General features: G+C 70.2%; 12 protein-coding genes and 1 tRNA gene. 12 read left to right on the top strand and 1 reads right to left on the bottom strand.

Annotated features, from left to right (window positions below; genetic code table 11):
• Positions 1-27: 27 nt before the first annotated feature.
• From polX to ACTWQO_RS30625, 7 genes are all read left to right on the top strand, one after another.
• Positions 28-1785, top strand: a complete 1758-nt coding sequence (polX, locus tag ACTWQO_RS30655) for a DNA polymerase/3'-5' exonuclease PolX (RefSeq protein ID WP_443240616.1) — start codon at positions 28-30, stop codon at positions 1783-1785.
• A gap of 33 nt (positions 1786-1818) precedes the next feature.
• A complete protein-coding gene (locus ACTWQO_RS30650) occupies positions 1819-2277 on the top strand; it encodes a VOC family protein (protein WP_443240615.1) in 459 nt (152 codons plus the stop codon).
• Between the two features lie 60 nt (positions 2278-2337).
• Positions 2338-2757: a CBS domain-containing protein gene (locus tag ACTWQO_RS30645; RefSeq protein WP_443240614.1), complete on the top strand. Its 420-nt coding sequence runs from the start codon at positions 2338-2340 to the stop codon at positions 2755-2757.
• 171 nt (positions 2758-2928) lie between these two features.
• Positions 2929-3144, top strand: coding sequence for an ATP-binding protein (locus tag ACTWQO_RS30640; RefSeq protein WP_443240613.1), 216 nt, complete (start codon positions 2929-2931; stop codon positions 3142-3144).
• Between the two features lie 242 nt (positions 3145-3386).
• Positions 3387-4274 carry a lysostaphin resistance A-like protein gene (locus tag ACTWQO_RS30635; RefSeq protein ID WP_443240612.1) on the top strand — a complete coding sequence of 296 codons (888 nt, stop codon included), beginning with the start codon at positions 3387-3389 and terminating at the stop codon, positions 4272-4274.
• Positions 4275-4299: 25 nt separating this feature from the next.
• Positions 4300-5535 carry a sensor histidine kinase gene (locus tag ACTWQO_RS30630; RefSeq protein WP_443240611.1) on the top strand — a complete coding sequence of 412 codons (1236 nt, stop codon included), beginning with the start codon at positions 4300-4302 and terminating at the stop codon, positions 5533-5535.
• A gap of 4 nt (positions 5536-5539) precedes the next feature.
• Positions 5540-6238, top strand: coding sequence for a response regulator (locus ACTWQO_RS30625; protein ID WP_443240610.1), 699 nt, complete (start codon positions 5540-5542; stop codon positions 6236-6238).
• Positions 6239-6536: 298 nt separating this feature from the next.
• Here the strand turns inward: ACTWQO_RS30625 and ACTWQO_RS30620 are convergent.
• Positions 6537-6612: transfer RNA gene (locus tag ACTWQO_RS30620), tRNA-Arg, on the bottom strand.
• A 318-nt stretch (positions 6613-6930) separates the two neighbouring features.
• Between ACTWQO_RS30620 and ACTWQO_RS30615 the strand changes: the two genes are divergently transcribed.
• From ACTWQO_RS30615 to ettA, 5 genes are all read left to right on the top strand, one after another.
• Entirely contained in the window at positions 6931-8538 is a 1608-nt protein-coding gene (locus tag ACTWQO_RS30615) for a dynamin family protein (protein ID WP_443240609.1), read from the top strand.
• 3 nt (positions 8539-8541) lie between these two features.
• The gene (locus ACTWQO_RS30610; protein ID WP_443240608.1) at positions 8542-10746 is read left to right on the top strand and encodes a GTP-binding protein; all 2205 of its coding nucleotides are present in this window, start codon (positions 8542-8544) and stop codon (positions 10744-10746) included.
• Between the two features lie 248 nt (positions 10747-10994).
• The gene (locus ACTWQO_RS30605; RefSeq protein WP_443240607.1) at positions 10995-11471 is read left to right on the top strand and encodes a single-stranded DNA-binding protein; all 477 of its coding nucleotides are present in this window, start codon (positions 10995-10997) and stop codon (positions 11469-11471) included.
• Between the two features lie 260 nt (positions 11472-11731).
• The gene (locus ACTWQO_RS30600) at positions 11732-13144 is read left to right on the top strand and encodes a Cys-Gln thioester bond-forming surface protein (RefSeq protein WP_443240606.1); all 1413 of its coding nucleotides are present in this window, start codon (positions 11732-11734) and stop codon (positions 13142-13144) included.
• A 142-nt stretch (positions 13145-13286) separates the two neighbouring features.
• Positions 13287-14951: an energy-dependent translational throttle protein EttA gene (gene ettA, locus ACTWQO_RS30595; protein ID WP_443240605.1), complete on the top strand. Its 1665-nt coding sequence runs from the start codon at positions 13287-13289 to the stop codon at positions 14949-14951.
• Positions 14952-14953 lie beyond the last annotated feature (2 nt).

Genomic DNA, 14953 nt, shown 5'->3' with positions numbered 1-14953 from the left:
CGGGCGTTGTCTGTCTACTCGGGAGTCATGGCTCGGTCCAACGACGAGGTGGCCGCGCTGTTCTACGAATACGCGGACCTGATCTCGATCACCGGAGGAGACGCGTACAGGACGCGCACCTACGAGAAGGCCGCGCGCTCGATCGGCGGCTACCACGCCGACGTCTCCACCCTCGGCATCAAGGGCCTCCAGGAGATCCCCAACGTCGGCAAGTCCATCGCCGAGAAGATCCTCGAGTACTTCCGCAACGGCAGCGTGTCCGCCGTCGAAGAGCTGCGGGCGAAAATCCCCGCCGGGGTCCGGCGGCTGACCGCCATTCCCACGCTCGGCCCGAAGAAGGCCTGTGTCCTGTACGAGGAGCTGGGCATCGCCTCCGTCGAGGAACTGGCCGACGCCATCCACGAGGAACGGCTGCGCGACCTGAAGGGCTTCGGGCCGAAGACGGAGGAGAACATCCTCCACGGCATCGAACTCCTGCAGTCCTCCGGAGAGCGGGTCCTGCTCGACGTCGCCATGGACCTCGCCGACGACATCGTCACCGAGCTGTCGCAGGTGACCGGCTGCAAGCGGTGCACCTACGCCGGATCACTGCGCCGCGTCCGCGAGACCATCGGCGACATCGACATCCTCGTCGCGGCGAAGAAGGCGGAGCCGCTCATGCGGGCGTTCACCGAGCTGCCGTACGTCTCGGAGGTCATCGCGCACGGCGAGAAGAAGACGTCCATCCGCACCACCAAGGGCCTCTCCGTCGACCTGCGTGTCGTCCCGCCGGACTCCTGGGGAGCGGCACTCCAGTACTTCACGGGGAGCAAGGCGCACAACATCCGCACCCGGGAGATCGCCGTCCACCAGAAGCTCAAGCTCTCCGAGTACGGGCTGTTCGATGCCGAGAGCGGCAAGAAGATCGTCTCCGAGACCGAGGAAGACGTGTACGCCCGCCTCGGCCTGCCCTGGATCCCGCCCACCCTGCGCGAGGACCGCGGCGAGATCGAGGCCGGGCTGCACGACGAACTGCCCGACCTGATCCAGGAGAAGGACATCCGGGGCGACCTGCACACGCACACCGACCTCACCGACGGTCTCGCCCCGCTGGAGGAGATGGTCACCGCGGCTGCCGAGCGCGGCTACGCCTACTACGCGGTCACCGACCACGGCCCGAACCTGTATATGCAGCGCATGACCGACGAGCGGATCCTGGCCCAGCGCGAGCGCGTACGAGGGCTCGACGGTGCCCATGGCAGCAAGGGCGGCAAGGGCATGCGGCTGCTGCACGGCGTGGAGTTGAACATCGATCCGGACGGCGGCGTGGACTGGCCGGAGGAATTCCTGGCCGGCTTCGACCTGTGCGTGGCGTCCGTGCACTCGCACTTCAACCAGTCACCTGAGGCGCTGACCCGGCGGATGGTCCGGGCCTGCGAGAACCCGTACGTCAACGTCATCGGCCATCCCACCACCCGGATCATCGGCAAGCGGCCCGGCATCGACGCCGACCTCGACGCGATCTTCGCCGCGTGCGCGCGCACCGGCACGGCCCTGGAGATCAACGCGCACCCCGACCGGTTGGATCTGCGCGACGAGGACATCCTGCGAGCCAGGCGGCACGGCGTGAAGTTCGCCGTCGACAGCGACGCCCACGCCACCCTCCACCTGGCCAACATGCGCTACGGCGTGGGCACGGCACAGCGCGGCTGGCTCACCAAGGACGACGTGATCAACACCTGGCCGGAGACCCGCCTGCGGCGCTTCCTGCGCAAGGGAAGGACCGGTCCCGGATCCCGCGGCTGACCGTACCGAGTCCCGGAGCTCAGGAGGCAGCGGATGACCGTAAAACCGATCCCGGACGGCTACCACACCGTCACGCCGTGGATCATCTCGCGCGACACGGCTGGGCTCATCGACTACCTGAAGGAGGCGTTCGACGCGGAGGAGATTGCCCGGGTCGTCGGGGACGACGGCCGGATCGGGCACGCGGAGGTACGGATCGGCGACTCGATCGTCATGCCGTTCGACGCGCCGCCACACTGGCCGCCGACCCCCGCCTTCCTGCGCCTCTACGTCGAGGACGCCGATGCGGCGCACCGCAGGGCCGTCGCGGTCGGCGGTACGTCGGTGACCGAAGTGACACACCTCTTCTTCGGCGACCGGGTCGGACGGGTACGCGATCCGCTGGGAAACCTGCGGGGTGGTGCCGGGTGCCGCGGCCTCCCTCGCGGCACTGGCCCGCCCCGTCACCCAAGTGGCGTACTACGGCAGGGGCCGCGGAGTGCCCGCGCCTAGCGTGGAAGCGCCGTACCAGGACGAGGGGGGAGTCAGACGGTTCCCAAACAGGAGGACTCCATGCCGGTTGCCGGGCAGATCATGCACCGAGGCGCAGAGTGCATCAACAAGACGGAAACCCTCACACGCGCCGCCGAGTTGATGAAACGACTGGAGGTCGGCGCACTGCCGGTCTGTGAGGACGACGGCAGGATGTGCGGCATCATCACCGACCGCGACATCGTGGTGAAGTGCGTCGCCGAGGGGCGTGACCCCGCCGCGACCAAGTGCACGGAGCTGTGCCAGGGCACCCCGCAGTGGATCGACGTCAACGCCGACGTCAGCGAGGTGCTCGCCACGATGGAGCGGCACCAGATCAAGCGCCTGCCGGTGATCGAGAACAAGACGCTGGTCGGCATGATCAGCGAGCAGGACATCGCCCGGCACCTCAGCGAACATCAGATTGCCGAGTTCGCCGAGCGGGTGTACGCCACCGCCTGAACGCCCTTGGACGCGTGGTCGACCTGGCGACGGCGGCATCCGTCGCCAGGTCGACCACTGTGCCGTGATCAGGACGCGCAGGGTGCAGCAGTCGTCGTTTGTGCAGTGGCGGCAGCCCCTGCCCGTACCTGATCCGGCACCCTTCTTCTCGTCATGGTGACAATCGCGCGGGTGCCTGCCCCTGACCTGTCCCGCGCCACGTGGAGGGTTGCCGCCGACCCGGCGGCGGTCGCGGACGCCCGCCGATGGGCCGTCGCGCGGCTGGGGGGGTGGGGTCTGGCCGAGGCCGTGCCCACCACTGAGCTGATCGTCAGCGAGCTGGTCACCAACGCCATCCGGCACGCTCACGCCCCGATCACGCTTGGCAGATTCACAACGGCATGCTGATCTGCGAGGTCTCCGACGGCAGCAGCACCTCCCCCTGCACGTGATCGTCCCCGCCGGTGACCCGCCCGTCGCTGCCTGAGCCTGCGGGATGCCAGATGGGGGCCGCTCACGCGGGCCGGGGGTGGCGCATCCCCCGTGAGAGCTACGGGAGTTGTCCATGTGCGGGTGATTCGCTGACGTCGGTGGATTCCTAGCGTGGTCATCAGGTCGCCGCAGGTGCGGCCACTACAGGGGAGGCCACCATGGGCACGACGTCCGCCACACCACAGCACGACACAGGCTCAGGCTCAGGCACGGACAACGGCCCAGGCGGCCGCGGTGGGCGTTTCGGGCGGATCGTGCGCTCCCCGCTCGGCTGGATGCTGGCGGGCATGGTCGGCGTCGGCCTGGTGTCGGGCCTGACGGCGACCGGACCCGGCCCGGTGCCGGTGCTGGGCGCGGTCGCCGCGGTGGCCGTGTACTGGTGGGTCATGCGCCGGGTCGCACGGCGCTCCACGCCGGAGATCGCCCGGCGCGGGGCCGGTCGGGAGGCGCTGCTCGGCGGCGGGATCGGCCTGGGCTTCATCCTCGTATCGGCCCTCCTGATCACGGCGTTCGGGGGCTACTCGTTCTCCTGGGCGGGCAACGGCTTCATGTCGGTCGTCTGGACCACGGTCGCGGTGCAGATCGGCGCCGCGGTCACCGAGGAGTTGCTGTTCCGCGGTCTTGCCCTACAGGCCCTGGAGCGGCTGTGGGGCAGCCGGGCCGCCATCGTGATCACCTCGCTGTTCTTCGGTGTCGCCCACCTGGGCGCCCCGGGAGCGAGCGCGTGGAGCGGACTGGCGATCGCTCTGGAGGCGGGCGTCCTGCTCGGTGCCGCGTTCCTGTGGCGGCGTAGCATCTGGTTCGTCGTGGGTCTGCACTTCGCCTGGAACACCACGGAGCAGCTGCTCGGCATCCCGGTCTCCGGACACACCCCCGAGGGCCTGTTCACCGTCGACGTCCACGGCTCCGCCCTGCTGAACGGCGGCAGCTTCGGTCTGGAGACGTCGATCGTGCCCGTCCTCATCGGCGTGGCTCTCGCCGTCCCCATGTTCGTTCTCGCCCACCGGAGCGGCGCTCTGCGGCCCGGCCGGCGCGCCAAGGGCTGAGACCGGACGACTGGAGGAAACGGAAATGATGTCCCGTCAGGCGCCCTGGGGTCCCTCGCTGCTCCGGGCGCCGCTGGACTGGTGGCAGGAGCGGGATGCCTTCCTCAAGGACGGCGTCCTCGCGCTGGTGCTGACTGCGCTGGCCTTCGTGCCGACCCTGTCCAACCTCGGTGCGCAGATCGGCGATCTGACCGAGCGGCCGGCGAACGCGCTGAGCGTCGGGCTGGTCCTGGCCCAGGCCCTGCCGCTGGCGGTCCGCCGCCGGTGGCCCGCGGCCTGTCTGGCCGTCGTCGCGGGCGCGTTCGCCGTGCACCAGGCGCTGGGCTTCGCGACGACGTTCGCGAGTGTGGGGCTGTATCTGGCCCTGTACTCCGCCGGGGCCCATCAGGTCCGGTTCCGCCACGGTCTGATCGCCGTGGCGAGTGCGGGCTACGCCGTGCTGGCCGTCGTACTGGACCGCCTCGGCTCACCGCAGTCATTCCCGGACTATCTGGCGTACTACCTGACTCTGGCCGCGGTCTGGCTGGTGGGGAGCACGGTGCGCACACGGCGGGCAGAAGAGGCGGAGCGGCGGCGGCTGGCCGCCGAGGTGGCCACGGCCGCCGAGCGGGCGCGGATCGCCCGCGAGCTGCACGACGTGGTCACCCACCACGTGACGGCCATGGTGGTCCAGGCCGACGCGGCGCAGTTCCTGGTCACGTCCGCGCCGGAGCGCGCCGGCGAGGGACTGTCGGCCGTCAGTGACACCGGCCGTCGGGCGCTGACGGAGCTGCGGTACCTGCTCGGCGTGCTGGAGGCGACCGGCGAGTCGGCGTCCGCGGACCCGGCGCGTGCGGGCCGGGCACCCACCCTGGGACGCGTGGGGGACCTGGTCGAGCAGGCCCGCAGGTCGGGGCAGCCGGTCGAGTTCAGCGAGCAGGGCGAGCGGCGGCCGCAGCTCGTGGACGTGGAGCTGGCGGCGTACCGGGTGGTGCAGGAGGCGCTCACCAACGCGATGAAGTACGCGGCCGGAATGCCGACGCGGGTCCTGCTCCGGCACGGCGAGGAGCACATCGAGATCGCGGTGACCACCGACGGACCCGTGGCCGCACCGGCCACGCGGAAACCGGACCCTGCGAAGCCGGACCCTGCGGGCGGACGAGGGCTGACCGGGCTGCGTGCACGGGTGCGGATGCTCGATGGCGAACTGGAGGCCGGTCCCCGGCGCGAAGGCGGCTTCGAGGTCTGTGCCACGATTCCGTCCAAGCCCCCTCAGGAGTGACCCCGTGAGCGATGCGCCGCCCCCGATCCGCGTACTCGTCTGCGATGACCAGGCGCTCGTACGGACCGGATACGTCACCATCTTCTCCGCGCAGCCCGACATGGAGGTCGTCGGGGAGGCCGAGAACGGCCACGAGGCGGTCCAGTCCGCGCGGCGGCTGCGCCCCGACGTGGTCGTCATGGACATCCGGATGCCCCTGCTCGACGGCATCCAGGCGACCCGGCAACTGGCCGGCCCGGACACCGAGGCCGAGGACGCGCCGAAGGTGCTGGTCGTCACCACGTTCAACGTCGACGCCTACGTCTACGACGCGTTGCGCGCCGGAGCCAGCGGCTTCCTCCTCAAGGACGCGCCTCCGGCGGAGCTGGTGAACGGCATCCGGACCGTCGCCCGGGGCGAGGCCCTGCTGGCACCCACCGTCACCCGCCACCTCATCGGCCACTTCGCCGAACACCTGCGACCGGCCGACACCTCCCGGCCGGCCAGGCAGGACGTCGTGCGCGCGCTGACCCCCCGTGAGCTGGAAGTGCTCCAGCTGATCGCCGAGGGGCTGTCGAACGCGGAGATCGCCGCGGCGATGTTCATCACGCCCGAGACCGTCAAGACGTACGTCTCGCGAATCCTGGCGAAACTCGCCCTGCGCGACCGCGTCCAGGCCGTCGTCCTCGCCTACCGGGTCGGACTGGTACCCGGCACGCCGTGAACCGGCACGGCCTTGTGCCCGAGGCACGGCGCGGCGGACTCATCGCCCTCTCACATCACCGTCCGCTGGGCCGACCTCGGCCTGACATCGGCCTTCACCGCCGTACGCAACGCCTGGACCCGCACCTGCCCAGGTCGCCGAGTGGACCGGCAACGCTTGTTGTTGGTCGCTCGTAGATGCGTGGCGTAGTCCTGGGCCGTGGCCTGTCTGCTAGGCGCCTTACCCAACCGAGTCTGGTAGGTAAGCCACGCCGTCTTCAATGATCCATCTGCCCCGTAGTCCCAGGTCAGAAAGCTTGTGGCGCCCCCGGCAGGACTCGAACCTGCGGCCAAGCGCTTAGAAGGCGCCTGCTCTATCCACTGAGCTACGGGGGCCGGTGGTGGCTTGTGTCGTGGTGCCCGGGCGGGGGCTGATCCGTGACATTGCCGGGGACAAGGATAGGGCTCCCCGATCCTTGTCCCTGTTGCTTCGCCTCCGTGGCTCGATGTGGAGGTTCGGTGAAGCGGTCCTGATAATCGCAGGCAGGTACGAATCGTGCATCGCTTTTGGCGTCTCACACCTCGGGTGTTGTGCACTCGTTATGCCTGGGCTTGGCCCTCGCCCCACTCGTCCCTTCCATCCCTTGTGTCCTGTCGGCGCGCAGACATGCTCATATGCTTCAGATATCCCCTAAAATTGGGCATTCTTCGCATGTGGTGACCTTGGACGTACGGCCTCAGCTGCTCGATGCACTCTCTGCCCTGCGCGACCGTGTCGCCGCCGCACGCTTCCCGCTGCCCCTGGCGGGGGCCCCACGCGCGCGTGCCAACCGCGACGAACTTCTCGCTCAGCTCGACGATTACTTGGTGCCCCGGCTGAGAGAGCCTGAAGCGCCGCTGCTCGCCGTGGTGGGGGGATCCACCGGGGCCGGGAAGTCGACGCTGGTCAACTCCCTTGTGGGACGGCGGGTCAGCGAGGCGGGGGTACTGCGCCCGACGACGCGGACTCCGGTGCTGGTGTGCAACCCGGAAGACCATCATTGGTTCAGCGGCATGCGGGTGCTGCCCGACCTCACGCGCGTGTGGAGGCCTCATCAGGACCCCGGCGACGAGCTACTGCTGCCGGGTGAGAACCCCGCACGCGTGCTGCGGATCGAGACCGCCGACACCCTGCCGCGCGGGCTCGCCCTCCTCGACGCGCCCGACGTCGACTCCCTGGTGGCCGACAACCGGGTCCTCGCCGCGGAGCTGATCTGCGCCGCCGACATCTGGCTCATGGTCACCACGGCGGCCCGGTACGCCGACGCGGTGCCCTGGCACCTGCTGCGCACCGCCAAGGAGTACGACGTCACCCTGGTCACCGTCCTGGACCGGGTGCCCCACCAGGTCGTGTCCGAGGTGTCCCGGCAATACGCGGCGCTGCTCACCAAGGCCGGACTCGGCGACGTACCCCGGTTCACGGTGCCCGAGCTGCCCGAGTCGGCCTGGGGCGGCGGGCTGCTGCCGGCCACCGCTGTGGCGCCGCTGCGGACCTGGCTCGTCCAGCAGGCGCAGGAGCCGGCCGCCCGACAGCACTCGATGGCCCGTACGGCGTACGGCCTCCTGGAATCGCTACGGTCCCGGATGCCCGAGCTGGCCAGCGCCGCCGCCGCCCAGTACGCCGCCGCCCTGCGGCTCACCGCCGCCGTCGACTCGGCCTACGACAGCGAGTACGCGCGCGTGCGGGGTCGCTTGCAAGCGGGCGCCGTGCTGGCCGGCGACGCCCTCAAGCGGTGGCGTGCCTTCCCGCTCGACTGCTCCGCGGGCGAACTGCTCGACGCCCTTGTGGAGAGCCTTGCCGCCCTCCTGCTGTGCGCCGTCACCGCCGCCGACGAGCGCGTAGACGACGCCTGGCGGCGCGAACCCGCCTCCGGCGCCCCGGGGCTCACCGACCGCGATCCGTCGCTGGAGAGCGCCGAGCACCGGATCGGGATGGCCGTACGACGGTGGCGGCGGGAGCTCGAGGAGTTCGCCGAGGAAGAGGTGCGCGACCTCGACCGGAGTGTCGCGCCCGATGCCGAAGTGGTCGCCGCCCTCGCCGCCACCACCTTGCTCGGCGGTCGCCGGGCGCGGTCCGGTGGTGAGGCGCTCGCCGAGCGGATCGGCGCGCATGGGGCGCTGCGGCTGCGCGACCGGGGCGGACGACTGCTCGCCGACCACCTGGACCGGGTCATGCACACCGAACGCGAGCGCCGTCTCGCCCCGCTCGACGCACTCGACGTACACCCCGAACCTCAGGCCGAACTCATCGCCGCGCTGTCCGTACTGCAGAAGGAGAGGTGACCGGTGACCGCCATCACTGACCGGGACCACACCGAGCACACCGAGCACGCCGAGCGCCCGGAGGGCGTGGCATCCGAGGACGCCCGCGTCGATATCGAGCTCCCTGCAGAGCACGATTCCAGAAACGGCATCCCTGGGGACAGGCCGATCAGGGAGAGCGTGTCCGGCGACCTTGGGGAGGTTTCTGACCGGGAGAGTGCGTCCATGGGCAGCGGGTTCTTTGATGCAGAAACAGATGCAGAAGGCGACCTCGACGAGCACGCGCGCGTGGGGGACGGGGGCGGCGGATTCGGGTGTACGGAGGAGGCCGGGCGGGATGAATCCGGGCGCGGGGAGGCCGACCGAGAAGACTTCGGTCGACGGGATGCCGGCCGTGCTGACGTCGGCCGCGCTGACTCCGGGCATGGTGAGTCCGGTCGTACGGAGTCCGGTCGTACGGAGTCCAGTCGTACGGAGTCCAGTCGTACCGAATCCGGCCATGAGGAGTCCGGCGGTACCGAATCCGTCAGCCCCTGGGACGACGGGCTGATCGCACGGCGGGTCGACGAGACCGCTGCTGCGGAGCCGGTCGTCGTCGTGGAGAGCAGGCGTTCCGGACCGCAGACGGTGGCGCCGCTGGCGTACGACGGGCCGCTGCGGTCGCGGCTGGACGCGCTGCGCGAGCTGGTGGGACTGTCCCGTACGCGGCTCGACAGCAAGACGCTGGCCGAGGCGGGGCGCGTCCTCGACGAGGCGGCGGCGCGGCGCAGGCTCTCCGGGCAGCACACCGTCGTGGCGATCGCGGGCGCCACCGGCAGCGGAAAGTCGCAGCTGTTCAACGTGCTCGCCGGAGTGAACATCTCGGAGACCGGGGTGCGTCGGCCCACCACCGCCGCCCCCATCGCGTGCAGCTGGAGCGACGGCGCCTCGACCCTCATCGACCGGCTCGGCATTCCGGGACGGCTGCGGCGGCGCCCGGTGCAGAATCCGGACACGGAGGCCGAACTGCGCGGGCTCGTCCTGGTCGACCTGCCCGACCACGACTCGGCCGCCGTACAGCACCGCGAGCAGGTGGAGCGGGTCCTGGCGCTCGTCGACGCGGTCATCTGGGTGGTCGATCCCGAGAAGTACGCCGACGCCGTGCTGCATGAGCGCTATCTGCGGCCGATGGCGGGGCATGCGGAGGTCATGTTCGTGGTCCTCAACCAGATCGACCGGCTGCCCGGGGAGGCCACCGACCAGGTCCTCGACGACCTGCGGCGGCTGCTCGACGAGGACGGCATCGCCCTGGGGGAGTACGGCGAGCCGGGCGCGACCGTGCTCGCGCTGTCCGCGCTCACCGGAGACGGGGTCGGGGAACTGCGGGAGGCGCTCGGCGAGTTCGTGGCGGAACGCGGGGCAGCGGCGCGCCGGATCGCGGCCGACGTGGACGCCGCGGCCTGGCGGCTGCGGCCCGTGTACGCCACGGGGCGGCGCAGCGGGCTCAGCGAGGACGCACGGGAAGAGTTCTCCGCGCGGCTCGCGGACGCGGTGGGCGCCACCGCCGCCGGTGAAGCCGCCGAACGCGCGTGGCTGCGCAACGCGGGTCGCGCGTGCGGCACGCCCTGGCTGCGGCTGTGGCGGTGGTACAACGACCGGCGCGAACCGCCCACCGGGCGGCTGTCGTTGCGTACGCACAACGACGAGGAGGCCACGGCCCGGCAACGCGTCGAGCAGGCCGTGCGGGCGGTGTCCGAGCGCGCCTCGGCGGGGCTGCCCGCCCCCTGGGCGCAGGCGGTGCGGGAGGCCGCCGCACGGGGGGCGCAGGGGCTGCCCGAGGCGCTGGACGAGTTGGCAGCGCGGGCCGGGCTGCCTCCGGGGCGACCGCCGCGGCCGGGCTGGTGGCCGGTGGCCGTACTGGCACAGGCCGCCATGACGATCCTTCAGGTCGTCGGCGGAATCTGGCTGACCGGGCAGATCTTTCAGTTCATGGCGCCGAACCTGGGCGTGCCGGTGCTGCTGATGGTGGCGGGCATCGTGGGCGGTCCGCTCGTCGAGTGGAGTTGCAAACTCGCGGCGCGTGGACCGGCACGGCGGTACGGGCTGGAGGCGGAGCGGCGATTGCGGGAGGCCGCCGCCGGATGCGGGCGGGCGCGCGTGCTGGATCCGGTGGCGGCTGAGCTGCTGCGATATCGGGAGGTGCGGGAGCAGTACGGCAGGGTGCTGGGGGCGGAGGCAGTGGTGAGGTGAGGGGGCGCGGGGGGCGGGCGCCCGATCGGGTGACGGACTTTTCCACAGGCGGGCGGTGGTCCACAGCGCCCAGCGGGCTCGGCTCGGCGGAGGCAGTCTGGCTCTGCGGCGATCGCGGCGGACGCGGTGGTCGCGGAGACGGCGGCGTACCTGGTGTACCGGGTCGTCGCGGCAGACGCAGCCGTACGGGACGGGCCCGTCGGCGTATCCGCCCGGGGTGAACCGCTCGGGGCGAGGGAGGGGTTGTGATGAACGAGACGATGGTCTGCGCGGTGGGAAACGTGGCGACGCAGCCGGTGTACCGGGAGCTGGCGTCGGGCGGTTCGGCGAGGTTCCGGCTTGCGGTGACCGCGCGGTACTTGGACCGGGAGAAGAACACCTGGACGGACGGGCACACCAACTTCTTCACGGTGTGGGCCAATCGGCAGCTGGCCACGAATGTGGCGTCGTCGCTGTCGGTGGGCGACCCGGTCATCGTGCAGGGCAGGCTGAAGGTGCGTTCGGACGTGCGTGAGGGGCAGAGCTGGACGTCGGCCGACATCGACGCGGTGGCGATCGGGCACGACCTCTCACGGGGCACATCGGTCTTCCGGCGCCCGAACAAGCCGGACATGGGGGCGGCCGGTGCGGCGCCCGCGCAGTCGGAGCCCAGCTGGGAGACGCCGCCCGGGGACAGGGTCGGCGCGGAGGCCCAACGAGAGCCGGAACCCGTGGCGGTGACGTGATGTCACCTTCGCCCGGAGCCGACTGAACTGCGGCTTATCGGCGAATGCGCACCGCACCACTGCGGTGGATTTGTCGATAAGCCCTGCTCGCAAGCGGTCTTGGCGATAACGATTCCGAGTCGGATCGGCTGTCCGACGGTATCCCCGGGAGGCGTGGTGCGCCACGTCCTTAGGATGCGGGACGTAGCTCTCGGGGCTTCTGATTCTGCTGGTGGGACCGCACCCCCCACATCAACGGGTCCTGCTCGAAGGGGAATTCTGTGTTTTCTTCGTTCTCTGCGCCGTCCGCGCGCGGGCGAGGGGCAGTTCGCCTCGCCGTGGCGACGTTGGTGTCCGGGCTCGTGGCCGTCACCGGTGTGATGGCCGGCGCCGGCACGGCCGTCGCGGACGGGACGGCGCAGAACCAGGGCGGTGCGACCGCCACCATAGGTGGTCTGAAGACGTACGGCGCGGCCGTGATCCACGACGCGGCCGGGGACCAGGAGCTGTCGGCCGGCCTGTTCGAGATGTCCGTCGAGGGCGGCGGCATGCTGCAGACGTACTGCGTCGACATCCGCAACCCCACGCAGAAGGACGCCAAGTACCACGAGACGCCCTGGAGCGGTACTTCCCTGGGCGCCAACAAGGACGCGGGCAAGATCCGCTGGATCCTGCAGAACTCCTACCCTCAGGTGAACGACCTCGCGGCGCTCGCCGGCAAGGCCGGCGTCAAGGGCGGCCTCACCGAGCAGGACGCGGCGGCCGGCACCCAGGTGGCCATCTGGCGCTACTCGGACGACGTGGACGTCGATGCCGTCGACCCGCAGGCCGAGAAGCTCGCGGACTACCTCGAGAAGAACGCCCGTGACGTGGCGGAGCCGAAGGCGTCGCTGACCCTGGACCCGCCCGCGGTCTCCGGCCGCTCCGGCGAGCGGCTCGGCCCGGTGACGGTGCACACCAACGCGGACTCCGTGACGGTGACACCGCCTGCCGACTCCGCCACGAGCGGGGTGACGATCGTCGACGGGGACGGCAAGGCCGTCACCTCCGCGGCCGACGGCAGCCAGGTGTTCTTCGAGGTCCCCGAGGAGGCCGCGGCCGGGTCGGCCGAGCTGACCGTGCAGGCCTCGACCACCGTGCCGGTGGGCCGCGCCTTCGCCTCCGAGAGCCGCAGCCAGACGCAGATCCTGGCCGGCTCCAGCGAGTCGACGGTCTCGGCGACGGCGAGCGCGGCCTGGGCAGAGCAGGGCCCGATACCCGCACTGTCCGCGGTGGAGAACTGCGCCGCGGGCGGCGTGGACCTCACCGCGGCCAACAAGGGCGACGAGGACTTCACCTTCAAGCTGATGGGGATCGAGCACACCATCGCCGCCGGCGAGTCCCGGACGGTGACGATCCCCCTGCAGGAGGACCAGGCGTACGACTTCACCATCGAGGCGCCGGGCGGCTTCCAGAAGCGGTTCACCGGCGTCCTCGACTGCCGGACAAAGGGCAGCGACACCGGCGACTCGACCCAGCTCCTCACCGAGCCCAGCCCCGCCACCGTGGGCGGCACCAGCCCCGACACCAACCTCGCCGAAACCGGCAGCTCCGGCGCGACCCCCGTGATCGGCGGCACCGCCATCGCCCTCGTCGTGATCGGCGGCGGCGTGCTGGTCCTCGTACGGAACAGGAATACGCCCACGAAGGGCTGAGCGGTACGGATCCTTGCCAACTCAATAGCGAATCCCCAGGTCAGAGCCCCCCGACCATACCCGTTTCCCCCGAGGGGTGGCGGTCGGGCAAGATGGGGTGTATCTGCCCACTGCCAGAATTCAAGCTGCCGGACGGTTTCTCTTGGCTGAGTACATCTACACCATGCGCAAGACGCGTAAGGCGCACGGCGACAAGGTGATCCTTGACGACGTGACGCTGAGCTTCCTGCCCGGCGCGAAGATCGGTGTGGTCGGTCCGAACGGGGCCGGTAAGTCCACCGTTCTCAAGATCATGGCCGGTCTTGAGCAGCCGTCGAACGGCGATGCCTTCCTGTCGCCCGGCTACTCCGTCGGCATGCTCCTCCAGGAGCCGCCGCTGGACGAGAACAAGACGGTCCTGGAGAACGTGCAGGACGGCGCCGCCGAGATCATGGGCAAGCTCAAGCGGTTCAACGAGGTCGCCGAGCTCATGGCGACCGACTACTCGGACGCGCTCATGGACGAGATGGGCAAGCTCCAGGAGGACCTGGACCACGCCAACGCGTGGGACCTGGACACTCAGCTGGAGCAGGCCATGGACGCCCTGGGCTGCCCGCCCGGCGACTGGCCCGTCACCAACCTCTCCGGTGGTGAGCGCCGCCGCGTGGCCCTGTGCAAGCTGCTCCTCGAAGCCCCCGACCTGCTGCTCCTCGACGAGCCCACCAACCACCTGGACGCCGAGTCCGTGCAGTGGCTGGAGCAGCACCTCGCGAAGTACGCGGGCACCGTCGTCGCCGTCACCCACGATCGGTACTTCCTCGACAACGTCGCCGAGTGGATTCTCGAGCTGGACCGCGGCCGCGCCCACCCGTACGAGGGCAACTACTCCACGTACCTCGACAAGAAGGCCTCCCGCCTCAAGGTCGAGGGTCAGAAGGACGCCAAGCGGGCGAAGCGGCTCAAGGAAGAACTTGAGTGGGTGCGCTCCAACGCCAAGGGCCGGCAGGCCAAGTCCAAGGCGCGACTGTCCCGTTACGAGGAGATGGCCGCCGAGGCGGACAAGATGCGGAAGCTGGACTTCGAGGAGATCCAGATCCCGCCGGGCCCGCGTCTGGGCAACGTCGTGGTCGAGGTCAACAACCTCTCCAAGGCGTTCGGTGAGAAGGTCCTCATCGACGATCTCAGCTTCACGCTGCCGCGCAACGGCATCGTCGGGATCATCGGCCCGAACGGCGCCGGCAAGACCACGCTCTTCAAGATGATCCAGGGCCTGGAGGATCCCGACTCCGGCACGATCAAGGTCGGCGACACCGTCAAGATCTCGTACGTCGACCAGAGCCGCGAGAACATCGACCCGAAGAAGTCGCTGTGGGCCGTCGTGAGCGACGAGCTGGACTACATCAATGTGGGCCAGGTCGAGATGCCCTCGCGCGCGTACGTCTCCGCCTTCGGCTTCAAGGGCCCCGACCAGCAGAAGCCGGCCGGCGTCCTCTCCGGCGGTGAGCGCAACCGGCTGAACCTCGCGCTCACCCTCAAGCAGGGCGGCAACCTGCTGCTCCTCGACGAGCCGACGAACGACCTCGACGTCGAGACCCTGTCCAGCCTCGAGAACGCGCTGCTCGAGTTCCCGGGCGCGGCCGTGGTCGTCTCCCACGACCGGTGGTTCCTGGACCGGGTCGCCACGCACATCCTCGCCTACGAGGGTGACTCCAAGTGGTTCTGGTTCGAGGGCAACTTCGAGTCGTACGAGAAGAACAAGATCGAGCGGCTCGGCCCGGACGCCGCCCGACCGCACCGCGCCACCTACAAGAAGCTGACCCGAGGCTGATC

This window comes from Streptomyces sp. 4N124, assembly GCF_052245395.1.
GTDB lineage: Bacteria > Actinomycetota > Actinomycetes > Streptomycetales > Streptomycetaceae > Streptomyces.
Note: the sequence above shows the minus strand (reverse complement) of the source record. Positions and strands in the feature narration are given on the sequence as shown.

What these genes read in the sequence shown, in the direction of transcription:
- ACTWQO_RS30650 (WP_443240615.1), top strand. Translation starts at nt 1,819, where the DNA reads ATGACCGTAAAACCGATCCCGGACGGCTACCACACCGTCACGCCGTGG.
- ACTWQO_RS30645 (WP_443240614.1), top strand. Translation starts at nt 2,338, where the DNA reads ATGCCGGTTGCCGGGCAGATCATGCACCGAGGCGCAGAGTGCATCAAC.
- ACTWQO_RS30630 (WP_443240611.1), top strand. Translation starts at nt 4,300, where the DNA reads ATGATGTCCCGTCAGGCGCCCTGGGGTCCCTCGCTGCTCCGGGCGCCG.
- polX (WP_443240616.1), top strand. Translation starts at nt 28, where the DNA reads ATGGCTCGGTCCAACGACGAGGTGGCCGCGCTGTTCTACGAATACGCG.
- ACTWQO_RS30605 (WP_443240607.1), top strand. Translation starts at nt 10,995, where the DNA reads ATGAACGAGACGATGGTCTGCGCGGTGGGAAACGTGGCGACGCAGCCG.
- ACTWQO_RS30635 (WP_443240612.1), top strand. Translation starts at nt 3,387, where the DNA reads ATGGGCACGACGTCCGCCACACCACAGCACGACACAGGCTCAGGCTCA.